Source organism: Hymenobacter pini, from assembly GCF_020421205.1.
GTDB lineage: Bacteria > Bacteroidota > Bacteroidia > Cytophagales > Hymenobacteraceae > Hymenobacter > Hymenobacter pini.
This window is the reverse complement of sequence record NZ_JAIZZH010000002.1, coordinates 1,031,244-1,056,586: the sequence shown is the minus strand read 5'-3', so window position 1 is coordinate 1,056,586 and position 25,343 is coordinate 1,031,244. Positions and strand designations below refer to the sequence as shown.

The window sequence follows — 25,343 nt, the reverse complement described above, 5'->3', positions numbered from 1 at the left end:
TTGCTGCTGTTTTTTCTTTTGTCACCTAGTTCCGGAGCAGGCCAAGCCGCATCCGGATTTTGCGTATGAAAAGTGTAGCCGTGTATTGCGGTGCCAGCAGTGGCACCAACGAATCATTCACCCTGCAGGCGCAGGCAATGGGCAAGGCCCTGGCCGAGCAGAATTTTACGCTGGTGTACGGCGGGGGCCGCGTAGGTCTCATGGGGGCCGTGGCCGATGCCGTGATGCAGCACGGGGGCAAAGCCATTGGCGTTATTCCTGATTTTCTAGCTGATAAGGAGCTGGCGCACGTGGGCCTCACCGAGCTGCACGTAGTAAAAACCATGCACGAGCGGAAGCTCATGATGGCCGACTTGGCCGAAGGCTTCGTGGCCATGCCCGGCGGCTACGGCACCCTGGAAGAGCTGTTTGAGGTACTTACCTGGGGCCAGCTAGGGCTGCACCGCAAACCCATCGGTGTGCTCAACGTGGCCGGCTACTACGACCACCTGCTCCGCGCCCTCGACCACATGGCTGACGAAGGGTTGCTCCGCCGCGAAAACCGCAACCAGCTCCTCAGCCACCCCGAGCCCCACGGTATCCTCGACGCTATGCTGGCTTATGAGCCTGTGAGCCTGGAGAAATGGCTTACGCCTCGCACCACGTAAGCTTTCCGGGTTATACAAAAAGCCCCGGCTACCAACGTAGCCGGGGCTTTTTGTATAACAGATCTCAAACTTATTGAGGCATTTGATATATCACAGCGTTGCAGTTCATGCCGGCACCTACGGAGGCAAACACGATGACGTCGCCGGGGTGCAGGTCGTTGTCGGGTAGCTGGCCTTTCAGCATTAGGTCCAGCAGGGTAGGCAGGGTAGCTACAGAGGAATTACCCAGCCAGGAAATGGTCATGGGCATCACACCAGCGGGTACTGTATTCAAGTCATACAGCGCGTACAACCGCTTCAGAATGGCCTCATCCATCTTGCCGTTGGCCTGGTGGATGAGCAGCTTGCGCATAGCCGTAATGGGTAGGCCAGCTTTATCAAGCGTGTCTTTGATGGCCTGTGGGACGGTTTTCAGCGCGTACTCATACAGCTTACGGCCCTCCATTTTCAGGAACAGCTCGGTGCCCTCATACGCCGGGTTGAACGACTTGTCCATGCGCAGCAGGTGGGCCGCATGAATGGTATCGGAGCGGGTACCGTGGGCCAGAATACCTACCGGCTCCTCGCTCTCTTTGGCTTGTAATAGCATAGCGCCGGCGCCGTCGGCGTAAATCATGCTGTCCCGGTCATGGGGGTCGCACACGCGGGACAAGGTTTCGGCCCCGATGACCAGCACCCGTTTGGCATCCCCGGAGCGTAGGTAATAATCGGCCTGAATGACGCCCTGCAGCCAGCCGGGGCAGCCAAATGGAAGGTCGTAAGCTACGCAGTTAGGGTTTTCGATGCCGAGCTTATGCTTAACGCGGGCCGCCAGGGTAGGCACAAAGTCGGAGCGGCGGTTGTCCAGGGCTACGTCGCCGAAGTTATGGGCCACCAGAATATAGTCCAGGGTCTCGGGGTCAGTGTGGCTAGACTGCAGCGCATCCTGCGCGGCCAGAAATGCTAAATCGGAAGCTACCTGGTTGTCCTCGGCGTAGCGCCGCTCCTGAATGTCCGTGATGCTGGCAAATTGCTGAACGATGTCAGCACCCGACTTCGTAAGCCGGTTGCCGGCTGCATCAAAAAATGAAGATGTAGTAAAGGCTTCGTTTTTGACAATTTGTGAAGGAAGGTAACTGCCCGTTCCGATAATGACCGAATTGAGAGTCTTACGCATGAGCAGAGTAACCGCGGAATACGGACGCGGCTAACGCCAAATGTACAGATTTTTGGCATTGGCAAACTGCATAGCGCCACAGTGAAGCCTGCTGGTAGTACCTTAACACCACCAAAACTGCTGGCGCGAACATTGCGTAGGTCTGGCGGTTTTCCACTGAATTTCCCCTCATACGCTTGCTGAATATGAAAGCTTTTGTGCTCTTAGGTGCGCTGGTTGCTACCGGCTACGCCTCGTTTCCCACTCACTCAACCCTTCCGGCCATGACCTCCGAAACCACTGCTGCTACCGGCACGGTGTACGATTACACCGTTAACGACATCAACGGTAAGCCGGTGAAGCTGAGTCAGTATAAAGGCAAGAAGCTGCTGATTGTAAATACAGCTTCGGAGTGCGGCTACACGCCCCAGTACAAGGAGTTGGAGGAACTCTACAAAAAGCACGGCGACAAAGTGACGGTACTGGGCTTCCCAGCGAACAACTTCGGTGGGCAGGAGCCAGGCACCAACGAGCAGATTTCCCTGTTTTGCGAGAAAAACTACGGCGTAACTTTCCCGCTGTTCAGCAAAGTCTCGGTGAAGGGTGATGATGCCGTACCCCTGTATAAGTTCCTGGCTGACAAATCGAAAAATGGCGCAGTGGGTGACGCCCCCACCTGGAACTTCTGCAAATACTTGGTGGATGAAAAAGGCCATGTAGTAGCATTTTACCCCTCCAAGGTGAAGCCCATGAGCGAAGAACTGGTGGCTGCCATCATGAAGTAAACACCTGTGGGCTGGCTCAACGGGGCTAGCTTACACCTACTGTTATTCAGAATAGCGCGCAGCCCGGAGTTGCGCGCTATTCTTGCGTTGGGGCGCTACCTTCGCCCCGAAAGCCCACATCCGCCCGTATGGTCCGCACCGTAATCTTCGACATGGACGGCGTTATCGTCGATACTGAGCCCGTTCACCGCTACGCCTATTACCGGCATTTTGCGGAGCTGACTATTGAGGTATCGGATGCCGAGTACGCCACCTTTACGGGCCGCTCTACCAAGAACGTGTACCAGTACCTCAAGGATAAGCACGGGCTGACGCTGGACGTTGAAGAGTTGGTACTGATGAAGCGAGAGTTCTTCAACCGCGCCTTTGATGAAAAGCCCGACCTGGACCTGCTAGACGGGGTGCGCCACCTCATCGAAGACCTGCACCAGCACCAGATGCAGTTGATTCTGGCCTCGTCGGCTTCCAAATCAACCATTGACCGGGTAATGCGGCGCTTTGCGCTAGGGCCGTATTTCTCGCACTTGGTAAGCGGAGAGGACTTCCCTCGCTCCAAACCCGACCCCGCTATTTTCGAGCACGCTGCCAGCTTGTCGGAAGCTCCCAAAAACCAATGCGTGGTAATTGAGGATTCCAGTAACGGCGTATCGGCGGCCAAGGCGGCGGGTATCTACTGTATTGGCTACAGCAGTGAGCATTCCCCACTGCAGGACCTAAGCCACGCTGATCTGGTAGTCGGGCATTTCCGGGAGCTAACGGCGGAGCGGATTGCCGCTCTGGAACCATCGGTTGGGTAAGCAACAGCTACTACACCATTCTAATTGGCTGACGCAGATAATACGTTGCCACAGTTTAATTTCCTATCATGTCCTCTTCCGTTTCTGCTCCCGCTAGTCCCGCTAAAGCCTGGATTTCGGCCTTCAGGCCGCGCACGTTGCCGCTGGCACTAGCCAGCATTATGGCGGGGGGCTTCCTAGCGGCTAGCAACGGGCAGTTTCGGGGCTCGGTGGTAGCCTTAGCGGCCCTTACCACCATTCTACTGCAAATTCTGAGCAACCTGGCCAACGACTACGGCGACTCTCAAAACGGAGCCGATAGTGTGCACCGGGAAGGGCCGCAGAGGGCCGTGCAAAGCGGCGCCATCAGCCCCGAGCAGATGAAGCGGGGTATGCTGGTGTTCGGAGTATCGTCATTGGTGAGCGGGGTGACGCTATTATGGGTGGCGCTGGGTGCGGCGGCCGTGTGGGTCACGGCCGCGTTTTTCGTGCTGGGCCTGTCAGCTATCTGGGCGGCGGTGAACTACACGGCTGGCTCCAAACCCTACGGCTACGCCGGCCTCGGCGACGTGTCGGTGTTTATCTTCTTCGGACTGGTGGGCGTGTGCGGCACGTATTTTCTGCAGGCCGGCAACCTGCCGCTGCCCGTGCTGCTGCCCGCCGCGGCGCTGGGCTGCTTCGCCACGGCCGTACTCAACGTGAACAACATCCGCGACATTCGCTCCGATGAGCTGGCTGGTAAAATCACCATTCCGGTGCGGCTGGGCCCCCAGCGGGCCCGCGTGTACCACGTGGTGCTACTCACGGCCGGGCTGGTGTGCGCCGTGCTCTACGTGGTGCTCACCTACCACTCGCCCTGGCAGTGGCTGTTCCTGCTGGCGGCCCCGCTACTGGCCCGCAATGCCGCCGCCATGTGGCAGCGCCAGGACAGTATGCAACTGGACCCGCTGCTGAAGCAAATGGCGCTGACCACGCTGGTATTTACCTTGCTGTTTGGGCTAGGGCAGGTGCTGTAAACGTAAGTATATGAGCGAGGTTGAACAGCTGAAGCAGGAAGCGACATCCAATGATTGGCAGAAGGCTAATGCCGCATGCAACCAACTAGCCAACTTACCTGGAAACCAGGGATTGGATGCGCTACTCAGTCTGTTATCCGACACAAATCCGCGTACCCGAAACGCAGCGGCCTTAGCTCTGCGCGGCCGGGCCGATAATCGAGCCATTGAGCCGTTGCTTGCTGCTATTCGTACCCCTAGTACCAGAGGCTATAACGGTACGCTGGTGTACGCCCTGCAAACCCTGGACTGTCGGCACCACCTGAAAGAGTTGTTTGAAATTCTGTTCTATCAGGGGTACGAAGCCAAGCAGATGGCTATGCAGGTGTTAGAGGAGCAGGAGTTTGAATTCACAACGGAAGATTTACTCAGTATTCAACGGCAATGGAACGCCTGCAAAGCGCAACCGGAGCTATGCTACAGGTTCGAGGAAAATCACGAAAACATTGACTATTTCGTAGAAGGATTTATGGCCTATCTGACAGAGTAATCCTGCCACAGTAGCATAATCTTACATTTGCTTAACGTACAGAAAAAACATAGAAAAGCCCCCGTTACGCTACGTAACGGGGGCTTTTCTATGCTTGCAATTTACTCCGCGCTGGGGGCAGCCGGTGCAGTAGTTGCCGCTTCCGGTGCGCCGCCCTCGGGGCGAGGGCCACGGCCTGAGCGGTTGCGGCCCCCGCGCTTGCGGCGGCGCTGGCCTTCCGGCTTGTCGCCTTCGGCCCGGGGGGCAGTGGCTTCGCCTTCCGGACGCGGAACGCGGGGCTCCCGGGGCGGGCGGGCTTCGCCTTCCGGGCGGGGGGCACGGGGCTCCCGTGGCTCGCGGCGGGGGCGGCTTTCGCTGCCCTCGGGCCGGTCTTCGCGCGGGGGGCGCTGGTAGGGCTGAGCGGGGGCTTGGCCGGCATCCAGGGCGGCCAGGGCGGCGGCGGCGCGGGCAATGCGGGCCTGCTGGTCGGCGTCGGGTTTACCGTCGCCGCGGTTGGGGCGGGCTCCGTCGCGGCCACCGCCGCTGCGGCCGCCTCCTTCGGAGCGGGGGCCACGGTCACGGCCCCCACCACCGCCGGAGCCGCCGCTCCGGCCGCCGCGCTCGGGGCGGCCACCAATTTTGCCGCGCAGGCCACTGAAACGTTTGGGGTCGAACTCGGGCGCTTCGCCCAGGCCCATTGCCTCGGTGATGCGCTGCTTTTCTACTTCCCGCTCAATCAGCTTCTCAATCTTCACCACCCGGTCCTGGTCCTGGTCACTGATAAAGGTGATGGCCGTGCCTTTGGTGGCGGCGCGGGCCGTGCGACCAATGCGGTGCACGTAGTCCTCGGCGGCGCGGGGAATGTCGTAGTTCACCACGTGGCTGAGGCTGTCAATGTCGATGCCGCGGCTGAGCACGTCGGTGGCTACCAAGATGGGGAACTGCTTGTTTTTGAAGGCCCGCATGATTTCCTCCCGCTCCTCCTGGGTGCGGTCGGAGGAGATGCCCCGGGCTTCAATGCCGAGCTTATTAATGGCCCGCACAATGCCACCCACGGCCGCTTTCTGGCTTGTAAACAGCACCATGCTCTGCACATCCTGGGTTTTGATGATGTGTTCCAGCAGGTAAATCTTCTGGCGGTCGAAGGCCATGTAGAACTGCTGGTCGATGCCGGCAGCGGGCTTGGATACGGCCAGGCGGATTTCCTCGGGCTGATTGAGAATCTGCTGCGAGAACTCCCGGATTTTGTTGGGCATGGTGGCCGAGAACAGCAGCGTCTGGCGCTCCTTGGGCAGCTGGCGCACGATGCTGAGGATGTCATCGGAGAAACCCATGTCCATCATCTTGTCGGCCTCATCGAGCACCAGGTATTTCAGGTCCTCAAACTTCACGTAGCCCATCTGCATGTGGGCAATGAGGCGGCCAGGCGTGGCAATGATGATGTCGGCCCCGGAGGTAAGGGCGCGCTTCTGCTGCTCCCAGCCCTCTGATTTGCCCCCGCCGTAAATAGCAATGGAACTGGCTTCCACAAAGTAGCCGAAGCCGGTTACCTGCTCATCAATCTGGGTGGCCAGCTCGCGGGTGGGTACCAGAATGAGAGTAGAAGTGGTGCCGTGCTTGGCGTGGGAAATCTTGTCGATGAGGGGCAGCAGGTAGGCCGCCGTTTTGCCGGTGCCGGTTTGGGCGCAGGCAATCAAATCTTTGCCTTCCAGAATGCGCGGAATGGCTTGCTCCTGAATAGGGGTGGCATTCAGGTAATTCATGGCATCGATGCCCGCCAGCAGGTCATCGTGCAGGTTAAACTCGTGAAACGTCAAGGTGCAGCTGTGTTTTTAGATTGATTGATGGCTGACCCTGCTTTTCGGTCAGCAAACCGCTGTGTGAATTGCAACAAAGATAGAGGGATTTGCGTGCCGTTGAGATTAGACAGTTATTGGCAAACTGGTCAGGCAATGAAATGACGCAGTAATAATTCAGCCATCATTCGGAGCATGTCGCGCATCAAGCGAGGACGCAGGATGACAGTTTTTTACTACTTCACCGCTACGCCTTCCAGAATTTCCAGCTGCCAGCGCAGTTCCTGCGCCCGAATAGGGTAGGGCTGCCCCTTGCGTATCGTCTGAAACACGGCCTCAAATAACCCCAGGTAATTGCCAGTGGGGGCGGGCAGGCTGGTTACCTGGGTTTGACCGGGAGCCGGCACTACTGTTAGCGTGCCAGTGGCGGCAGTCGGTTCCAGGCCGTACTCGGGCGCGGTGGGTAGTAAGCCTTGGTCAAGCTGGGTTTCCTGCACGTCGGCGCGACTTTTCTGGAAGGAGCCGAGGGTACCGTGCAGCACGTAGGCGGGCACCGGCGCGGCCGTGAGCAGGCTGCCGGTCACAAACACGTTTAGGCCCTGCGGATACTGCAGATGGGCATGGAAATAGTCGTCCACGCGGGAGCCGGGGCGGTGGCTGGCTTGGGTGAAGCGCGTTTGTTCAGGGCGGCCGAACAGACTCAGGGCCTGATCCAGCACGTGCGGGCCCAGGTCGAAGCTGAGGCCGCTGCCCGGCACGGCGGGGTCTTCCTTAAACGTCTTGGTATTGAGGGCGACTTTATACCTATCGAAGCGGAAATGCACCTCCGTCAATTTGCCCAACTGCCCGCTTTCCACTACCTGGCGGACAAGCTGAAAATCGGAGTCCCAACGGCGGTTTTGGTAGGCCAGCACGTGCCGGTTTTGGGCGGCGGCCAAAGCCAGTAGCTCATCCAGTTCGGCTACGGTGGTGGCTACCGGCTTTTCGATGAGCACGTGTTTGCCAGCCTGCAAGGCCTGCCGGGCGAGGGCAAAATGGGTGTCGTTGGGCGTGTTGATGATGACCAGTTCCAGTGCTGGGTCGGCCAGCAGTTCGGCCACGCTGTCGTAGCTCGTAACGGTAGGATAATGCTGCTGGGCCTGCTTGCGGCTGCGCTCCACCACGGCCCGCAGCTGAAAGCCAGCGTGCGCCTGCACAAACGGCGCGTGGAAAATGCGGCCCGACATGCCGAAAGCCAGCAGGCCGGTTTGAATAGGAGAGGACATGGCTTTTTAGCTGTTACTAGGCAAACGAACGTTAGAATAAGTAGTCAAGAACGTCATTCCGAGCTTGCCGAGGAATCTCGCGTGCTGATGTTGTGGCAGTAAACCAGAGGTCAGTACGTGAGAATCCTCGGCAAGCTCGGAATGACGGGCTGTCTTTCAGCAAACAATCAACCCAAACCATGGCCACGCTCGACCGATTTTCCACCCAAGCTGATTTGTACGCCCGCTACCGCATCGACTACCCGGCGGAGCTTTACCAGTGGCTGCTCCCGCAGGTTTCGGGCCGCGCCCACGCCTGGGACTGTGCTACCGGCAACGGGCAGGTAGCGGCTAAGTTAGCTGAGCATTTTGCTCAGATAGAGGCCACTGATATCAGCACCGCCCAGTTGAGCCAGGCCCCGCAACGGCCCACCATCCGTTACCAGCCGTCCAAAGCCGAGCACACGCCGTTTGCCGCGGATAGCTTCGACCTGATAACCGTAGCTCAGGCCGTGCATTGGTTTGACATGGAGGCCTTCAATGCCGAGGTACGCCGCGTGCTGCGGCCGGGTGGTATAATTGCTGAGTGGGGCTACAACCTGCTCTCCATCAGCCCTGAACTAGACCCACTGGTGCGGCATTTCCACGACGACGCTATGCGGCCGTATTGGGATGATAACCGCTGGCACATTGTGGATGAGTATGCTCGGCTGCCATTCCCGTTTGCCGGGGTACAAACTGCCCGTTTCGCGGTGCGCCGGCAGTGGTCGGCGGAGTGGCTGCTGAACTACCTGCGCACGTGGTCGAGCGTGGCTAACTACCAGCAGCAGCATCAGCAAGACCCCGTGCTGCAAATTGCCGACGGTCTGACGCGGCTGTGGGGACCGGGCGAGCGGGAGGTGGTGTTTCCAGTGTTTGCGCGGGCGGGGCGTAAAGACTAAACGGGCGGCCGGCACGTTAGCCCGGCGTATTCCGGTTTAGTCTTATCTATGCTCAATCAGTTGAAGGCGCTAGCCTTATTTTACCGCTCCGTTTTGGGGTACACGCTGGCCGTATCCGGGCTGATTATCGGCTCATCTTTACTCCCAATGTTTGGTAATTGGCCGCCCCGGCTGGGGCCCTTATTGCTGATGAAGCTAGTCACTTTTCCGCTCGTTATCTACCTGCTGAGCCAATTCCGGCCTCACCAATATTGGTTTTACAGCAACCTCCACCTTTCGCCCCGGCAGCTGTGGGGTGGTGCTTTGGTGCTCGACGGAGTAGTGTTTGTTCTTCTCGTAGAGGCCGCCCGGTTGCTGATTCCATGATGCCTTCTACAGAACCAAGCCCATGGGTATTGGAGGCCGATGGTATTCAGCTATCCTTTGGGCAGCGGACGATTTTGTCGGACGTGTATCTGCGGGTGCAAACCGGGCAACTTGTGGCGCTGTTGGGGCGCAACGGCAGCGGGAAATCTACCTTGCTCCAAACCGTTTTCGGCTCCCGCTCCGTGCCCGATGCTTCCGTGCGGGTAAATGGACAGCGGGTGGTGCCTGCGTATCAGCAAGCCGGCCTGCTGAGCTACCTGCCGCAAGCGTCCCTGCTGCCCGGTAGCCTTACCATTCAGCAGGCCGCGCGCCTGCTGGGCGTTGATGCGGTGGCTGCCCTGGCTGGTTTTCCGGAGTTTCAAGAGCAGGTGCGGGCTGGCTGCCGGTTGCAGGAGCTATCCGGGGGCGGGGCGCGGCTATTGCAGGTACTGCTGTTGCTGGCGCGCAACCATCGGTTTTTACTCCTGGATGAGCCCTTTTCGGGAATTATGCCGGTACACGTGGAGCAACTGGGCCACCTGATGCAAACGGCCAAGCAGCGTACCGGCCTGCTCATTACCGACCACCGCTACGCCGAAGTGCTGGCTTTAGCTGATGTGGTGTACCTGCTGCACGGTGGCCGCCTGGAGAAGCTGCAGGACCCCTGGACCGAATTGCGCGACCGGGGCTACCTGGCATCCTGAGTGTGCGCCCAGGCTCCTACCTTCGGCCCCATGAATACTGCCTCTGAACTACCCCTGGCCGGACTGCGGGTGCTGGAACTGGCGTCGGTGCTGGCCGGGCCGCAGGTAGGCCAGTTTTTAGCCGAGCTAGGAGCCGACGTGCTTAAGCTGGAAGCCCCGGCCGGCGACGTAACCCGCACCTGGCGCACCGCCGCCGAAGACCCCGCCACTACCGTAACGGCCTACTTCAGCAGCGCCAACTGGGGCAAGCGCAGCCAGATCCTCGACCTGACTACCGAAGCCGGCCGCGCCACATTGCAGCAGCTAGCTGCCCACGCCGACATCGTGCTGACTTCCTACAAGCCCGGCGACGCGGAAAAGCTCGGGGCCGACTACGTCACGCTCTCAGTGCACAACCCACGCTTGATTTACGGCCACATCACCGGCTACGGCCCCCACGAAATCCGCGCCGGCTACGACGCCGTGTTGCAGGCCGAAACCGGCTTTATGCACCTGAACGCCACCGGCCCCGGCCATGAGCCCCAAAAAATGCCCGTGGCCCTCATCGACCTGCTCACGGCCCATCAGCTTAAGGAAGGTCTGCTCACGGCCCTGTACCAGCGTGAGCGAACTGGAAAGGGAGCATTGGTGCAGGTGAGTTTGCTGGATAGCGCGCTGGCCTCTTTGGCCAACCAGGCCGCTACTTGGCTGGTAACCGGCCACGACCCCAAGCCAATGGGCTCCGGCCACCCCAGCATCGTGCCATACGGTACCGTGTACACTGGCCAGGATGGCACGCGCCTGCTGCTGGCCGTGGGCTCAGATAAGCAGTTTCAGCAGCTGTGCACCGTACTGCAACGGCCGGCGTGGGCGGCGGATGAGCGTTTTCACCGGAACCCCAGCCGGGTAGCGCACCGACAGGAACTGGAGGCATTGCTGGCCGGACGTATTGCCGAGGTAAACGGCTCGGAGCTGCTGGCAGCTCTGGAAGGCTTGGCCGTGCCGGCTGGCGCGGTACGTACCGTAGGCGAGGCCCTGGCACACCCGTTGGCCCAGCCGATGCTGCTGCCCGTTGCGCCTGGTGTCTCGTATCAGGGGCTGCGTACGGTGGCGTTTCGCAGTAACACCTGGCCGGTTGCCGGGCAGCTTCCGGCCCCGCCGCCGCTGCCCGGCCAGGCCGAAAAGTAGGTTGACCGGGCAGCAGTCGGCGGTAATCTGGCTGGAAAGCTGGTTGGTCGAAAGCGGTAAAATCGAAACTCAGAGCCGGTTAGTTTGCGTAGGTACCAGATTCCGAGACTGTGCCCCGGCGCAGTTGGTTGTTGAATCTGGGCTTGTTTCTGTGTTTCAGACCTGGCTCACTTACTCGAATAGTAATGCCGCACACCTCGCCCGCTACTCTACCCCAAACCGACGACGGTACGCCCGGTGCCCCGCTGCCCGCTACCGGCCCTGCTGCCACCGCTAGCACGCCCAACACCGATAACCAGGCCCCCAATGCGCCCGGAGAGCCCGAGCCCTCACCCGAGGACCGCCTGGACCTGATTTTTGACGGCCTGAAACAGAAGTCTTCGGCTAAACAGGCAATTTATCGCAACACGCTGGCCACCTTTGACTTGCTGCGGAAAGTGTCGCAGGAGCTGGTAGTGGAGCTGAGCCGCCGCATCACGCCCGTCGATTCCACGGTAATTATTGAGTACCGGCCGGTGAACGACATGGAATTTCACATCCGCTTCAGCGGCGACCTGCTGGTATTCGTGCTGCACTCCAACATTGTTACCTTCCCTGACGACTACGGCCCCATGGCCACGCGCTACGTGGAGAATGATTTCCGGCGGCGGTTTTTCGGCCACATCATGGCCTATAACTTTATGGCCGACAGTATCAAATACCAGCGCATGAACGACCCTGGCTACTTAGTAGGGCGCCTGCTCATCAACATCGATAACCACTACTTTCTGGAAGGGGTGCAGCAGCTGGAACTGCCCGACAACGATATGTCGGACAACCCCGTGACGGAGGACAGCCTCAAGCTGTTCGTGGAAAGCGCCATGATTGCCGCCGTGAACAACGACCTGATTGCCCCGCCCCTGAGCGACATTCAGAAGATTTCGGTGAAGCAGAAGCTGGAAAACCAGCAGGTGAGCCGGGGCAGCAAAGTAGGCTTCAGCTTCTACCACGAGCAGCGCCATCCCAGCATCGACGGGCTGCCGTACTAGCGCCGTTGTAGGCGGAAAGCAGCAGTTGACAAACCCGGCGAGTTGCAGCGCAATCCGCCGGGTTTGCCGTTCTTTGCGCCTTCGTTTTTGTATTTGCCATGAAAAACTTCACTTCCTTCGCCGATGCGGGCGACTATAAGGCCCTGCTGCAACAGGCGCTGGAAATTAAAGCCAATCCCTTTGGCTACCAGCACGTGGGGCGCAACAAAACCGTGGGGCTGATTTTCTTCAACCCCAGCCTGCGCACCCGGCTTAGTTCGGTAAAAGCGGCCTACAACCTGGGCGCGCAGGCCTGGGTGCTCAACGCCGGTGCCGACTCGTGGACTTTGGAAATGGCCGATGGCGCAGTGATGAATGGTGGCACGCAGGAGCACATCAAGGAAGCCATTGCCGTGATGAGCCAGTACTGCGACGTGCTGGGTGTGCGCACCTTCCCCACGCTCACAAACCGGGAAGCCGATTACAGCGAGGAAGTCTTCAACAAAATTCTGCAATACGCCACGGTGCCGGTTATCAGCCTGGAAAGCGCCACGCTGCACCCGCTGCAAAGCTTTGCCGACCTGATTACGGTGGCCGAAACCAAAAAGAAGGAGCGGGTGAAAGTGGTGCTCACCTGGGCCCCGCACGTGCGTGCCCTGCCCCAGTGCGTACCCAACTCGTTTGCCGATTGGTTTTCGGAAATTGACTGGGTGGACTTTGTAATTACCCACCCCGAGGGCTACGAGCTGGACCCTAAATTTACCAAAGGTGCCCGTATTGAGTACGACCAGAAAAAGGCCCTGGAAGGCGCGGATTTTGTGCAGGCCAAAAACTGGAGCAGCTACCAGCAGTACGGGCAGGTGCTGCAGAACGACCCCGCCTGGATGCTCACCCCTGAGCACATGGCCCTCACCAACGACGCCAAATTCCTGCACTGCCTGCCCGTGCGCCGCAACGTGGAAGTATCGGATGCGGTGCTGGATTCGCCTAATTCTCTGGTGATTCAGGAGGCTGGCAACCGGGTGTTCTCCATGCAAACCGTACTGCACGAACTGCTGAAATAAGCTGGTTAAGCTGGTGAGAAACTGGCAATGAACGGGTTACAAAATATGGGCATTTTCGTCTGAAGCTCGGGCACTGACGTTAAAGGCTTAGTCGACAGGCTCGCCGTTGAGCGGAGCCGTCCGATGTTTCACCTTACTCATTTGACCTGCTATGAAAAAGTTTCTTGCCATTGCCGCCTTACTCGTAACGGGTGTTTCGGCTGCTAATGCCCAAACCAGCACCACAAACACGACTACCACGACCACGCAGCCGGCTACTACGGTACCGATGCAAGGTCAGCCAATGCAGAGTCAAGGCACTATTAACCAGACTACAACCACCACGACGCCCGTAACTACGCCGATGCCCGCTTCGACCACCACGGTAGAAACCCGCTCGACCACTAACGGCACTTACAGCCCCACTACTACAGGCGCCGACGTGAAAGCGAAAGACAAAAAAAGAAAATCGAAAATGAAGGCTGATAACTAGTCTTAATTCGATTCTTCTAGAGTGAAAAAGGCTCCCGGCAAATACTGCTGGGAGCCTTTTTTGTCTCTTATAGCAAGAAGGCCAGCTGTTTGCCCACCGTATCCTCGGGTGATTCCAAATTAGACAGGGATACACCAAGCAGCCGCACCCCTTTGGGCAGTGGCAGCAGTACCGCGAGTAGCTCGTGGGCCACCTGCTCGAAGGCAGTTAATGTGGGGAGCATACCAAATAAAGAGCGGCTGCGGGTAATCTGCTGAAAGTCGGCGTACTTGACTTTGAGCGTAACGGTGCGGCCCCGCAGGCCGGTGCGCTGGCAGTGGTTCCATACCGAGTTCAGGCAGGGGGCCAGGCCCGCCAGTAGCTCTTCGCGCGTGAGTAAGTCCTGCTCAAAGGTGGTTTCGGAGCCGATGGATTTGCGTAGGCGGTCGGGTACCACGGGGCGGTGGTCCTGGGCGCGGGCAATGTGGTAATAGTGCGTGCCGGCCTTGCCGAAATGCTGGCGCAGAAAGGCCTCCGTCTGCTGCCGCAAATCGAGGCCCGTGAAGATGCCCAACTGGTTGAGCCGCGCCGCCGTGGCTGGCCCGATGCCGTGAAATTGCCCCACCGCCAGCTCCGCCACAAACGCCAAGCCCTGGCTGGGTTTGATAACGAACTGCCCGTTGGGCTTGCGGTAATCGGAGGCCAGCTTAGCCAGAAACTTGTTGTAGCTGATGCCCGCCGAGGCCGTAAGCTGGGTTTTCTGCAGGATTTCGGCCCGGATTTGCTCAGCAATGCGCGTGGCCGAGGCTATGCCCTTCAGGTTCTCGGTTACGTCGAGGTAAGCCTCATCTAAGGACAACGGCTCAATAAGCGGGGTGTACTCGGCAAAGATTCCCCGAATCTGTCGCGACACTTCCTTGTACACCTCAAAGCGGGGCTTCACAAACACCAGCTCCGGGCACTTGCGCGCCGCCACCGCCGATGACATGGCCGAGCGCACCCCAAACTGCCGGGCCTCGTAGGAGGCCGCCGCCACCACGCCCCGCTGCCGGGCCCCGCCCACGGCCACGGGCTTGCCGCGCAGCACGGGGTTGTCGCGTTGCTCCACGGAGGCGTAAAACGCATCCATGTCGAGGTGAATGATTTTGCGGGTTTCGGCGGGGTCCACGGCGGGAAAAGTTCGGCCCCAAAGTTCGGCAGGCCTGCCCGTAAAACCGTACGGTTGCCCCAGGGCTAAAGCCCTGGGCCATGTAGCATTCCTGGCGCTCTGCGTAGCCCAGGGCTTCGGCTCTGGCCAGCTTAATCCTGCACGGGTTCCAGCGGCACCGGTTCTGGCGTGGTTTTGGGTTTCTGGCTCACCAGGAATACCCCCCCGAAAATCAGCAGGGCCTGTAGGGCTTTGGTGAGCGTAAGGGTATCCTTGCCCGTGGCCACGGCAATGAGCACCGCCAGGGCTGGCTGCAAGTAGATATAGGCGCCCAACAGGGCCGGCGAGGCATATTTCAGAGCCCAGTTGTTGAGCAGGTAGGCCAGAATAGTGAGGCAGATGACCATATAGGCAATGGCCGCCCAGATGCTGGCCGGGAAGCTGGCGTAATCGGGCTGCTGCACTTGCTGCCAGCCGGCCGGCACCGCCAGAAACGCCCCCACCAGAAAGATGCGGGCAAGTACCGTAAACGGGTGGTACTTGCGCATCAGTGGCATCACTAGCACCAGGTACACCCCGAACGCCGTGGCGTTGAGCAGAATAAATACGTTGCCCAGCAGCCCATCCTGGCCCCCGGCCGCTACTGGGCCCCGGCTCAGGATAATACTGGCCGCCCCCACGCCCGCCAGCCCAATCCCCAGCAGCCGCGGCAGCGTGAGCCGCTCGCCCAGCAGCACCACCGAGGCCAGCACCGTAACCACCGGCGCAATGGTCTGGATAAGTGAGGCGTTGATGGGAGAGGTGAGGTTGAGGCCCGAGAAGAACAGCAGCTGGTTCAGCCCGATGCCCAGAATACCGCAGGCAATGGCCCGCAGCTGGTCGGCGCGGCCGGTGATGCGGTCCTGCGGGGCCACCAGGCGGCTGAGGATGCCGAAGCACACGGCCGCCCCCACAATGCGCAGCAGCACTAGCCCAAACGGGCCCATGTAGCGCGGCATCACATCCTTGGAAATGCTGTAGTTGGCGGCGTAAATCAGGGCCACCACAAACAAGGCGCTGTGCACCTTCACGGAGTTTTTCATGCTACCACGAAGGTACGGCTGAATAGCCGCCAGGCAGCGCCGCGCCGCAAAATGCCGTAGGTATCTTTGTAGTTTCTGCCCGCCGGAAACCGCCCCTGCACCGCAGGGCCACCGGCTCGGCCTTTCCACCTGCTTCCGTTTACGCTATGGCCACTGGCTCCCTGTTCGATACCGACTCCGCCGCCGACGCTCCTTCGCCGGCCGGGCACACGCCCCGGCCCGGGGCCCCGCTGGCCGAGCGGATGCGGCCCCGCACCCTGGGCGAGTACGCCGGGCAGCAGCACCTCATCGGGCCCGAGGGCGTGCTGCGCCGCTACCTCGATGCCGGCCGCCTGCCCAGTATTATCCTGTGGGGGCCGCCCGGCGTGGGCAAAACCACCCTGGCCAACCTGTTGGCCCAGGAGCTAGGCCGGCCGTTTGCGGCGCTGTCGGCCATTAACGCCGGGGTGAAGGACGTGCGCGACGTGATTGAGCGGGCCAAAAAGCAGCGCGGCACGGTGCTATTCATTGATGAAATTCACCGCTTCAGCAAAAGCCAGCAGGATGCCCTGCTGGGGGCCGTGGAGCAAGGCGTGGTTACGCTCATCGGGGCCACCACCGAAAATCCCTCGTTTGAGGTGATTCCGGCCGTGCTGAGCCGGGCGCAGGTGTACGTGCTGGAGCCATTGGGCAAAGACGTGCTCACCGGCCTCGTGGATAAAGCCCTGGCCGAAGACGGGGTGCTGAAGCAGAAAAAAGTGCGGGTGCAGGAGTACGGGGCCCTGCTTACCATTTCGGGCGGCGACGCGCGCAAGCTGCTGAACCTGCTGGAAATTGTGGTGGAAGCCAGCCGCCCCCACGCCAAAACCGGCGAAATCGTCATTACCGATGAGGCCGTGCAGCAACTGGCCCAGCAACACCTGGCCCGCTACGACAAAGGCGGCGAAATGCACTACGACGTCATTTCGGCCTTCATCAAGAGCATCCGCGGCTCCGACCCTAACGCGGCCCTGTACTACCTGGCTGTGATGCTGGAAGGTGGCGAAGACGTGAAGTTTATTGCCCGCCGCCTACTCATTCTGGCTTCCGAGGATGTGGGCTTGGCCAACCCCAACGCCCTCATGCTGGCCCAAAGCTGCTTTCAGGCCGTGACGGTTATCGGCATGCCCGAGTCGGATATTATTCTGGGGCAGACGGTGGTGTACCTGGCCACTTCGCCCAAGAGCAATGCCAGCTACAAAGCCATACGGGAAGCACGGGCGTTGGTGCGCCAGCAGGGCGTGCAGCCGGTGCCCATTCCGCTGCGCAACGCGCCCACTAAGCTCATGGCTGAGCTGGGCTACGGCAACCAGTACCTCTACTCCCACGACTACGAAGGCAACTTCGCCTACCAGGAGTTCCTGCCCGACGCCCTCAGCGGCACCGTGTTCTACCGCCCCGGCCACAACCCATCCGAGGCCAAAGCCCAGGAACGCCTGCGCCAGCTCTGGGGCGAGAAGTACGGGTATTGATAGTAGCCATTGCGAGGCGGAACTGAAGCAATCCTTCCTTTCCACAGCCCTCCACTTTGACTAGCAGCAAGCCCCCGATACTATATTTCGCTGTCAAGGGTTTGGTAATAGCTCGAAGCTGGGTGCGCTGAAAAGGAAAGATTGCTTCGGCTCCGCCTCGCAATGACGGTTTTTGTCAAACTGCCCCAACCACCTGACCACCTACCAACGTCCGTTCCGGCTCCAAACCGGGCCGTTGGTTGAATACCCGGCGGTGGGGGCGGAAAGCGGCTACTTTTGCTTCCGATACTTAATCTGCTACTTCCATGAGACAATTTTTTAAGTACGTGCTGGCCACCTTCACCGGCCTCGTGCTATTTTCCTTGCTGGGCGTGGTGTTGCTGGTGGGCTTCATTGTGGCCGCCGCTTCCTCCGATAAGGAAGTAACCGTGGCCCGCAACTCGGTGCTGGAGCTCACCCTCGACAAACCCATTGGGGAGCGGGAATTCACTAACCCCTTCTCGGGCTTCACGGGTGGGCAGAGCAGCACCATTGGCCTGGATGAGTTGAAAAACGCCATCCGCCGCGCCAAAAATGACGACGACATCAAAGGCATTTTCCTGAACCTGGAACTGGTGCAGGGCGGCATGGCCTCTTTGGAGGAAGTGCGCCAGGATCTGCTCGACTTTAAGAAGGCCGGCAAGTTCGTGGTGAGCTACACCGATGCGCAGTCGGAGAAAAGCTACTACCTGGCTTCGGTGGCCGATAAGCTGTACCTAAACCCCCAGGGCACGCTGGAGTTCAATGGCCTGTCGTCGGAGACGATGTACTACAAAAACCTGTTCGACAAGCTGGGCGTGCAGGCGCAAATTTTCCGCGTGGGCTCGTTTAAGAGCGCCGTGGAGCCGTTCTTCCGCACCAATATGTCGGACTCGGCCCGCCTGCAAACGGCTTCGTTCCTGAACTCCCTGAACGGCTCGATGCTGGCGGAGGTGGCTGCGGCCCGCAAAATTGCCCCGGCCCGCCTCAAGGTTATCAGTGACTCCATGCTGGTGCACAACGCCGATGACGCCAAGCGCCTCGGGCTGGTTACCGACCTGGGCTACTACGACCAAGCCACTGACTACATCAAAGGCAAGCTGGGCGTGGAAAAGGACGACAAGCTGAGCCTGATTGATTTGTCGGATTACAAGAAGTCGGCGAAGGACGACGAGGGCAGCACCAGCGGCAACCGCATTGCCGTGGTGTACGCCGAGGGCGACATTGTAACGGGCAAAGGCGGCAACGAAAGCATCGGCAGCACCCGCTTTGCCGAGGCTATCCGCAAAGCCCGCCTCGACAAAGGTGTGAAGGCTGTAGTACTGCGCGTGAACTCGCCCGGTGGTTCGTCGCTAGCTTCTGATATCATCTACCGCGAGGTGATGCTGACGAAGAAAGTGAAGCCCATCATCTGCTCCATGTCCGATGTGGCGGCCTCGGGCGGGTACTTCATTGCCATGGGCTGCGACACTATTGTGGCGCATCCTACCACCATTACCGGCAGCATCGGCGTATTCGGGGTGCTGCCCAACGTGGAGCCCTTCCTGCGCGACAAAATCGGCATCACCACCGACCGGGTAACTACCGGCAAGTTCTCCGACTTCCCCACCGTAACGCGGGCCCTCACGCCGTTTGAACAGCAGCAATTCCAATCCGAAATCAACCGCATCTACGCCGACTTCACCACCAAAGCCGCCGCTGGCCGCAACATGCCGGTGGAGCGTCTGCGCCGCTTTGCCTCAGGCCGGGTATGGTCGGGCACGGAAGCCAAAGCCCGCGGCCTCGTGGACGTGCTGGGCTCTATGGATGATGCCCTGCGCATTGCTGCCCGCCGCGCTAAGCTGAAGGAAGGCGACTACCGCATTCAGAAGCTGCCCCGCCAAAAGTCGTTTGCTGAAAACCTGCTGAGCTCGTTCTCCGAGGAAGCCAAGCTGCGCATGGTGAAGGAGGAAATGGGCCCGATGTACCCCATGTACCAGCAGTACAAGAAGCTCTCCGAAATGAAAGGTGCCCAAATGCGGATGCCTTTTGAAGTGAACGTGCAGTAGCGCGGACACGTAGGTAAAAAGCCACCGGCGCAAGTCGGTGGCTTTTTTGTTTTGGGCGTGGCCACCTGAGAACTGGTTTCCGGGTAGCGCTGCCTGTACCTTGCACCAAAAATCAACAATGAAAGAACTGAACGAAGCCGCTACCTACCTCCGCCATGCGTTGCGGGAGTTCAAACCTCAGGCCGGTATTATTCTGGGCACGGGCCTGGGCGCCCTGGCCCAAGAGCTGGAGGTACAGCACCGCTTCAGCTACGCCGATATTCCGCACTTCCCGATATCCACGGTAGAAAGCCACGCCGGCGAGCTGCTGGCTGGCACCCTGGCCGGCAAACGGGTGCTGGTGATGCGCGGCCGCTTCCACTTTTACGAGGGCTACACCATGGAGCAGGTGGTGTTTCCGGTGCGGGTGATGAAATTGCTGGGCATTGAGCACCTGCTCGTCAGCAACGCCAGCGGCGGCCTCAACCCTGACTACGCCTACTCCGACCTCATGCTGCTGGAAGACCACATCAACCTGCAGCCGACCAACCCACTCATCGGCAAAAACCTCGATGAGCTGGGCCCCCGCTTCCCCGATATGCTGGAGCCCTACAGCCCCGCCCTGCTGCGACTGGCCGAAGAAGCGGCCCGGGAACTGAACCTGACACAGTACCTGCGCCGGGGCGTGTACGCCAGCCTGCCCGGCCCCATGCTGGAAACCCCCGCCGAGTACCGCTACCTGCGCACTATCGGGGCTGATGCGGTGGGCATGAGTACCGTGCCCGAGGTTATTGCCGCTGTACACATGAACCTGCCGGTGCTGGCCGTGTCGGTTATAACCGACCTCTGCGCCCCCGGCAAGCTCAAAAAGGTGTCGCTAGCCGATATTCTGCGCACCGCCGCCGTGGCCGAACCCCGCCTCACGGCTTTATTCCGGCGGGTTCTGGAGAAGCTGTAGTTCTGCTTACCCGTGAACTTACCAGGAAGGGCCACCCCGTGCGGGGTGGCCCTTCTTTTTTAGGTAGCTATGGGCGTACCAATTGCTTACTTGCGGGTAGCACCGAAGGCGTACACAATTGTCTGGCCATCCTTGCCCTTGCGGGAGTATACCATAGTTTCCGTGCCCGCGCCTTCTATGGTGTATTCCTGCGCGTCGCCTTTATGGTCGGTGAAGTGCAGGGTGCGGTTGTTAGCGCCCATCAACATCCACGTGCCGTTGAAGGTGGTGCCATCGGCCAGCAGGGTTTGGGTGTAGCTGCCGTCGGGCTGAAACTGCAGGGAAAACCGGTCCTTGATGTCGGTAGAGCGGCTGATTTGGCTGCCGCTGCTGAGCTCGTTCAGCCACCACGTATTTACGCGGGTAAGGGAAGCAGAGGTAACTGGCTCAACCGGAGGCGGAGTACAGCCGCAATAGGGTTCTTTCTCGCAGCTGGTAAGGGTAGCGGGCCCGGCCAAAAGCAGCGCAAAGAGTGCATTTCGGGTAAAAAGATTACGCATCAGAATAAGTTGAGATAGGTGAATGCTCCGAAGATACCATCCGCTGCTCAGGCGTTGCATCTGCCGCACACTTATTTCACGATGATGCGGCGGCGCTGGTAGCTGAGCACCGTAAACACCCCAATACCGCCTTCCACGGTGCTTTTAATAGCCGCGGGCTGCCCAAAGGGGTTGCCGTTGGCATTGCGCGCATCCTGCACCGACTGCAGAAACCGGTAATACGGCTGATCCAGGTGGTAGAGCGTAACAAACAGCGTATCGTCGGCCGCAAACTCGTAGCTGGTGCCCAGCGTGAATTCCTGGCCGTTGTTGAGTCGGTCCTCCGGCGTGTAGTCAACCGTAGGTGAGGTGGCCAGCCGACTCTTGTGAATCTGAAGGCGGTAGAAGTCTATGGTAGCGGCGGGGTCCCGGAAGCGAGTAAGCACGTAGGCCTTGCGGAACTCGCCCTGCTTATCGTTGAATTTCCACTCTACCGTATCAATGGGTACCAGCGCGGGCATGGTGGCCGAGCCCGTTACGCGGCGGCCTTGGGAATCGGTCAGCTCCAGCCCGAACGTCTGGCCGGGCTGAATGGTGAGGCGGCGCGTACCGGAATGGGTGTAGAGCTTGCCCGTGCGCCGGTCGCTGCCGGGGGCAAACAACAGCTCCTGCCGTTGGCCATTGGGCAGCGTCACAAACGCCTTTACATCGGTGGGCACCTGCGGGGTGGGAGCCGAGAGATACGGCCCCGATTCGGTAACAGCAATGCGCGGAATCTGGCCGTTTTCGAGGTAGCCTTCCACCACTAGCTGCGGGGGATAGGCTGGCAGCTCCACGTCAATATCCTTCTGCAGGCCGCAACTGCTCAGCAGAGCCAGCCCGCCCGCCAGCAGCCTCAGCGCCCACCGGCCACCCGGTTGTCCGCTGCGCCCGGCAGCAGTAACCCACATCCGCGTAATCCGAGAAATATGCATACTCCGCACTCAGAATTTGAAGTTATACGTCACCGATGGAATGACCGGGAACAACGACACCTGCCGGGCCCGGAAATTCACCACCTCCTTGGTCTGCTCGTCCTTCACCTGGTCGAAATACACGAAGTAGGGGTTGCGCCGGTTGTAGGCGTTGTAGATGCTGAACGTTAAGTCGGCCTCCGGAATCCAGCGGGTGGGGCGCATTTTCCAGACCACACCCAGGTCCAGGCGGTTGTAGGGGGCCAGTCGGTAGGTGTTGCGCTGGGGGTAGATGGGTACGGCCGAGGCTTTTTCGCCGTACAAATCCTGAAACACAAAGCGGCCCAGCGGCAGGGTAGTGGCCTGCCCCGAGCTAAACACAAACGAGCCGGTAAGCTGCACCCGGTCCGAGAGGTTATAGATAACCACGGCCGTCAGGTTGTGGCGCCGGTCGTAAGTGGGGTAGAAGGTGTTACCGTTATTGATGCCGGTGGTGCCGCGCTGGGGTGGGAAGCGCCGCTTCGTCCAGGCCAGGGTGTAGCCGATCCAGCCGGTGGTACGGCCCTGCTTTTTCTCCAGATACACCTCGTTGCCGTAGGCCCAGCCCTTGCCAAACAGGAATTCCGAGTCCAGGTCGGGGTTCACGAACAGCTGGGCGCCATCCTTGAAGTCAATCTGCCGCTGAGCCCACTTGTAGTACACCTCGTTGGTGATGAGGTAGCGCCCGTCGCCCAGCAGCCAACTGATACCGGCGGCTACCTGCTGGCTCCGCTGGGGCCGCACCGATTTACGCGAGGGGTACCAAATATCCGTAGGCAGCGAAGCCCCGGAGTTGGTAACCAAGTGCACGTATTGGTACATGAGGGCGTAGCTGCTCTTGAGCGACACGGTAGGCGTGAGCGAGTAGCGCACCGCTGCCCGGGGTTCCAGGCCGCCGTACTGGTCGGAGCCTGACTGGAAGCCCGACAGCCGCAGGCCATATTCCAGCTGCCATTTCTCAGTTGGCTTGTAGGTATCAGAGGCGTAGAGGGCCACTTCGGCACCAGGGTAGGTAATATTGGAGCCTAGGGCCAAGCGGCCGTCGGCGGAACCCGCTTGCAGGCTGCCCGTGCCAAAGCGGTGATGGGTGGCGGTCAGGCCGAATTTCAGCGCGTGTTTATTGTTGGGCAAATAATCCAGGTCGGAGCGCAGCGTCAGGTCCCGGATGTTCGATGACAGGTTGAAGGCGAACTGGTCCAGCTGGTTGCTGATCTGATATTTGTAGCGCGTTACGGAGGCCGTGGTATTCAAAAATAGGCGCGGGTTGAATACGTGGTTCCAGCGCATGGCCCCCACGGTATTGCCCCAGTTAAAGCTGAAATCAAAGCCGTTCTGGGAATTGAACCCGAACTTGTCGTTGCCCAGATACCCTGATAGAAACAGCTCGTCCTTACTGCCCAGCTTGTAATTCGCCTTGGCGTTGAAGTCGTAGAAGTAGTAGTCAGGGATGGGGTTGTAATCGTCCTGATCTTCGTTGAGCTTGTTGATCTGGCGGGTAAACACATCGAAATACGTACGCCGCCCCGAAACCAGAAACGCACCTTTACCCTTTTTGATGGGGCCTTCCACCGTGAGGCGGGATGAAATCAGCCCAATGCCCCCGCTCACGCCCAGCTTCTCCGAGTTGCCGGGCCGCATCTTCACATCCACCACCGACGACAAGCGCCCCCCGTACTGGGCCGGAAATCCACCCTTGTACAAATCCACCGACTGCACAGCATCGGGGTTGAACACAGAAAACAGCCCAAATAAGTGGCTGGGGTTGTACACCAGCGCATCGTCTACCAGCACCAGGTTCTGGTCGGCCGAGCCCCCGCGCACAAACAGGCCCGAGGTGCCTTCGCCACCGTTCTGCACCCCCGGCTTCAACTGCAGCGTTTTCAGAATATCCACCTCCCCAAACAGAGCCGGCAGCAGTTTGGCTTCCTTGACCGTGAGGCGGTCCACGCTCATCTGGGTGGTTTGCAGCTTCTGCTCCAAAGAGCCGTTACCTTCCACTACTACCTCGCCCAGTTGGTTGCCGCCGCCGCTCAACTGAAACGATTGGCGTTGGTTGCGGGTGAGGTTGATGGTAAAGGTTTGGGTGTTATACCCAATAAAGGATACGACCACTTGATGACGGCCCTCCGGCAGGCGCAGCGAGTATGCGCCCTGCTCGTCGGCGGTAGCGCCCAGGGCAAGGGCCGGTACCGCCACGGTAGCTCCCGGCAGCACCTCGGCGGTGTTGCTGGCCCGTACTGTGCCGCTAAGAGTATATTGGGCCTGAGCCCAGCTCAGATTTGGGCAGACCATGCCAGCCACCCACAAAACGGTAAGTATAAACCAAAACCTCATGCAAGCCTCTCTAGCCGTGAGCCCAAAAATACGGACGGGCGGTGTAAATGGCTGAACAACTCACCATCAGCCGGAAAGTTGCATGCTGCATCGTTGGTGAAATAGCTGGGCCTACTGCAGCACACCCTGCACTACCTGGCTGATCTGGGCCGCCGGCACCACGCCTGCCTGCCGCCATACTGGCTGGCCTTTGTGAAATAAAATCAGGGTGGGAATGCTTTGCACCCGGAATTGCTGGGCCGCTGCCTGGTTGCGGTCCACGTCAATCTTGATGACTTTGAGCTTGCCTTGGTGCTGACTGGCTACCTGCTCTAGAATGGGGGCCATGGTTTTGCAAGGGCCGCACCAGTCGGCGTAAAAATCAACCAACACGGGCATACCGGGGCTATTAATCAGCTCAGAAAACGACTTTTTAGGCATAACAGGCAAAAAATACTCGTCGGCTGTGTGCCGGCCAGCAGGCTCTATACGGCTGTGCTGCCGGAATTGGTACGGGGCCGGCTGGACCCACAACACAAAAAAGCCCAGTGCTGCAACACTGGGCTTTCGGGTTGTGGGTGAGTGTGGGTGAAAAGGGGGAGGCTATTTCTTGCCCACCAAGGTAACATCATTTGCGACTTCAGAAAAGCCGAAGCGCCCGCCAACTACTCTTTTTCCACCTACCTGGCATTCCCAGGTGTAGCGGCCGGGGGTCGATTTGCCGGCTTCGCCGCGGTCCGTCTTGAAATAATCCGCCTCAGTTGCTTCTGATGGAAATACGACATCTACGCCATTCTGGCCCTTGGGCACTTGCTTCACCAGGGTGTATTCTTTCCCATTGTCTTGGTTGACCACAATAAATTTGGCAGTGTATCCGCCCAGCTGGCCGAATTTATCCATCACCCCAATTTTTACATAGGCCTCCGTCGAAACCATCCAGGTTTGGGCCTTGGCCTGCTTGGGCGCAAACACTACCAGGGCCAGCAGTAGGCCAGCGGTTTGCAGCAGACGGCGAACAGAGAGTGTTGGAGTAGAAACGCGCATAGAAAAACAATAAGAGTGTGAAAAAGCAAAACAGCGTCGCGCAAGAACTGCTGCAACCCCTACAAGCACAAACTTCACGGGAGCATACAGCTGAGGCGCAATCAAATATAAATGATATCCGACAACCACAATAAGATTTTGTTATTGTTTCGAGAAATTTTTCCGGCC

25 protein-coding genes are annotated in these 25,343 nt (G+C 59.4%); 15 read left to right on the top strand and 10 right to left on the bottom strand.

Going from position 1 to position 25,343, the window contains the following annotated elements:
- Positions 1 to 65: 65 nt before the first annotated feature.
- Positions 66 to 647: an LOG family protein gene (locus tag LF252_RS11175; RefSeq protein WP_226269664.1), complete on the top strand. Its 582-nt coding sequence runs from the start codon at positions 66 to 68 to the stop codon at positions 645 to 647.
- A 70-nt stretch (positions 648 to 717) separates the two neighbouring features.
- On the opposite strand, the gene LF252_RS11170 is transcribed toward LF252_RS11175, so the two are convergent.
- Positions 718 to 1,803: a 3-oxoacyl-ACP synthase III family protein gene (locus LF252_RS11170; protein ID WP_226269663.1), complete on the bottom strand. Its 1,086-nt coding sequence runs from the start codon at positions 1,801 to 1,803 to the stop codon at positions 718 to 720.
- Positions 1,804 to 2,066: 263 nt separating this feature from the next.
- On the opposite strand from LF252_RS11170, the gene LF252_RS11165 reads away from it, so the two are divergent.
- The 4 genes from LF252_RS11165 to LF252_RS11150 all read left to right on the top strand — a co-directional run bounded on the left by LF252_RS11165 (position 2,067) and on the right by LF252_RS11150 (position 4,888).
- Positions 2,067 to 2,567 carry a glutathione peroxidase gene (locus LF252_RS11165; protein WP_226269662.1) on the top strand — a complete coding sequence of 167 codons (501 nt, stop codon included), beginning with the start codon at positions 2,067 to 2,069 and terminating at the stop codon, positions 2,565 to 2,567.
- Positions 2,568 to 2,695: 128 nt separating this feature from the next.
- Positions 2,696 to 3,364, top strand: coding sequence for an HAD family hydrolase (locus LF252_RS11160; protein WP_226269661.1), 669 nt, complete (start codon positions 2,696 to 2,698; stop codon positions 3,362 to 3,364).
- A 68-nt stretch (positions 3,365 to 3,432) separates the two neighbouring features.
- Positions 3,433 to 4,359 carry a 1,4-dihydroxy-2-naphthoate polyprenyltransferase gene (locus LF252_RS11155; RefSeq protein ID WP_226269660.1) on the top strand — a complete coding sequence of 309 codons (927 nt, stop codon included), beginning with the start codon at positions 3,433 to 3,435 and terminating at the stop codon, positions 4,357 to 4,359.
- Between the two features lie 10 nt (positions 4,360 to 4,369).
- Positions 4,370 to 4,888 (top strand): HEAT repeat domain-containing protein, encoded by a 519-nt coding sequence (locus LF252_RS11150; RefSeq protein ID WP_226269659.1) that lies wholly within the window; start codon positions 4,370 to 4,372, stop codon positions 4,886 to 4,888.
- Between the two features lie 101 nt (positions 4,889 to 4,989).
- Here LF252_RS11150 and LF252_RS11145 read toward each other — a convergent pair whose 3' ends face one another.
- A complete protein-coding gene (locus LF252_RS11145; protein WP_226269697.1) occupies positions 4,990 to 6,630 on the bottom strand; it encodes a DEAD/DEAH box helicase in 1,641 nt (546 codons plus the stop codon).
- Between the two features lie 269 nt (positions 6,631 to 6,899).
- A complete protein-coding gene (locus LF252_RS11140) occupies positions 6,900 to 7,928 on the bottom strand; it encodes a Gfo/Idh/MocA family oxidoreductase (RefSeq protein ID WP_226269658.1) in 1,029 nt (342 codons plus the stop codon).
- A 179-nt stretch (positions 7,929 to 8,107) separates the two neighbouring features.
- Here LF252_RS11140 and LF252_RS11135 point away from each other — a divergent pair, with 179 nt between their 5' ends.
- The 7 genes from LF252_RS11135 (at position 8,108) to LF252_RS11105 (ending at position 13,607) form a co-directional block, all read left to right on the top strand.
- A complete protein-coding gene (locus LF252_RS11135) occupies positions 8,108 to 8,848 on the top strand; it encodes a class I SAM-dependent methyltransferase (protein WP_226269657.1) in 741 nt (246 codons plus the stop codon).
- A 189-nt stretch (positions 8,849 to 9,037) separates the two neighbouring features.
- On the top strand, positions 9,038 to 9,214 hold the full coding sequence (locus LF252_RS11130; RefSeq protein WP_226269656.1) for a hypothetical protein: 177 nt from the start codon (positions 9,038 to 9,040) through the stop codon (positions 9,212 to 9,214).
- Positions 9,211 to 9,897 carry an ATP-binding cassette domain-containing protein gene (locus LF252_RS11125; protein ID WP_226269655.1) on the top strand — a complete coding sequence of 229 codons (687 nt, stop codon included), beginning with the start codon at positions 9,211 to 9,213 and terminating at the stop codon, positions 9,895 to 9,897. Before LF252_RS11130 ends, LF252_RS11125 begins: the two co-directional genes overlap by 4 nt.
- Before the next feature lie 30 nt (positions 9,898 to 9,927).
- Positions 9,928 to 11,064: a CaiB/BaiF CoA transferase family protein gene (locus LF252_RS11120; protein WP_226269654.1), complete on the top strand. Its 1,137-nt coding sequence runs from the start codon at positions 9,928 to 9,930 to the stop codon at positions 11,062 to 11,064.
- 185 nt (positions 11,065 to 11,249) lie between these two features.
- Positions 11,250 to 12,092, top strand: coding sequence for a hypothetical protein (locus tag LF252_RS11115; RefSeq protein WP_226269653.1), 843 nt, complete (start codon positions 11,250 to 11,252; stop codon positions 12,090 to 12,092).
- Positions 12,093 to 12,190: 98 nt separating this feature from the next.
- The gene (locus tag LF252_RS11110) at positions 12,191 to 13,135 is read left to right on the top strand and encodes an N-acetylornithine carbamoyltransferase (RefSeq protein ID WP_226269652.1); all 945 of its coding nucleotides are present in this window, start codon (positions 12,191 to 12,193) and stop codon (positions 13,133 to 13,135) included.
- Positions 13,136 to 13,286: 151 nt separating this feature from the next.
- Positions 13,287 to 13,607 carry a hypothetical protein gene (locus LF252_RS11105; protein ID WP_226269651.1) on the top strand — a complete coding sequence of 107 codons (321 nt, stop codon included), beginning with the start codon at positions 13,287 to 13,289 and terminating at the stop codon, positions 13,605 to 13,607.
- A gap of 67 nt (positions 13,608 to 13,674) precedes the next feature.
- Here LF252_RS11105 and dinB read toward each other — a convergent pair whose 3' ends face one another.
- Positions 13,675 to 14,754 (bottom strand): DNA polymerase IV, encoded by a 1,080-nt coding sequence (gene dinB, locus LF252_RS11100; protein WP_226269650.1) that lies wholly within the window; start codon positions 14,752 to 14,754, stop codon positions 13,675 to 13,677.
- Positions 14,755 to 14,885: 131 nt separating this feature from the next.
- Positions 14,886 to 15,815: a DMT family transporter gene (locus LF252_RS11095; RefSeq protein ID WP_226269649.1), complete on the bottom strand. Its 930-nt coding sequence runs from the start codon at positions 15,813 to 15,815 to the stop codon at positions 14,886 to 14,888.
- A gap of 242 nt (positions 15,816 to 16,057) precedes the next feature.
- Between LF252_RS11095 and LF252_RS11090 the strand changes: the two genes are divergently transcribed.
- The 3 genes from LF252_RS11090 (at position 16,058) to LF252_RS11080 (ending at position 20,308) form a co-directional block, all read left to right on the top strand.
- Positions 16,058 to 17,305, top strand: a complete 1,248-nt coding sequence (locus tag LF252_RS11090) for a replication-associated recombination protein A (protein WP_226269696.1) — start codon at positions 16,058 to 16,060, stop codon at positions 17,303 to 17,305.
- Between the two features lie 305 nt (positions 17,306 to 17,610).
- Positions 17,611 to 19,371, top strand: a complete 1,761-nt coding sequence (gene sppA / locus LF252_RS11085) for a signal peptide peptidase SppA (RefSeq protein ID WP_226269648.1) — start codon at positions 17,611 to 17,613, stop codon at positions 19,369 to 19,371.
- A gap of 118 nt (positions 19,372 to 19,489) precedes the next feature.
- A complete protein-coding gene (locus tag LF252_RS11080) occupies positions 19,490 to 20,308 on the top strand; it encodes a purine-nucleoside phosphorylase (protein ID WP_226269647.1) in 819 nt (272 codons plus the stop codon).
- 86 nt (positions 20,309 to 20,394) lie between these two features.
- Here the strand turns inward: LF252_RS11080 and LF252_RS11075 are convergent, their stop codons facing one another.
- The 5 genes from LF252_RS11075 to LF252_RS11055 form a co-directional block, all read right to left on the bottom strand.
- Positions 20,395 to 20,847 carry a hypothetical protein gene (locus tag LF252_RS11075; protein WP_226269646.1) on the bottom strand — a complete coding sequence of 151 codons (453 nt, stop codon included), beginning with the start codon at positions 20,845 to 20,847 and terminating at the stop codon, positions 20,395 to 20,397.
- Between the two features lie 71 nt (positions 20,848 to 20,918).
- On the bottom strand, positions 20,919 to 21,800 hold the full coding sequence (locus tag LF252_RS11070) for a DUF4249 domain-containing protein (protein WP_226269645.1): 882 nt from the start codon (positions 21,798 to 21,800) through the stop codon (positions 20,919 to 20,921).
- Positions 21,801 to 21,809: 9 nt separating this feature from the next.
- Positions 21,810 to 24,110 (bottom strand): TonB-dependent receptor, encoded by a 2,301-nt coding sequence (locus LF252_RS11065; protein ID WP_226269644.1) that lies wholly within the window; start codon positions 24,108 to 24,110, stop codon positions 21,810 to 21,812.
- Positions 24,111 to 24,263: 153 nt separating this feature from the next.
- Complete coding sequence (gene trxA, locus LF252_RS11060) at positions 24,264 to 24,572, bottom strand: thioredoxin (protein ID WP_226269643.1); 309 nt, start codon at positions 24,570 to 24,572, stop codon at positions 24,264 to 24,266.
- Between the two features lie 162 nt (positions 24,573 to 24,734).
- Positions 24,735 to 25,253 (bottom strand): hypothetical protein, encoded by a 519-nt coding sequence (locus LF252_RS11055; protein WP_226269642.1) that lies wholly within the window; start codon positions 25,251 to 25,253, stop codon positions 24,735 to 24,737.
- Between the last annotated feature and the right edge of the window lie 90 nt (positions 25,254 to 25,343).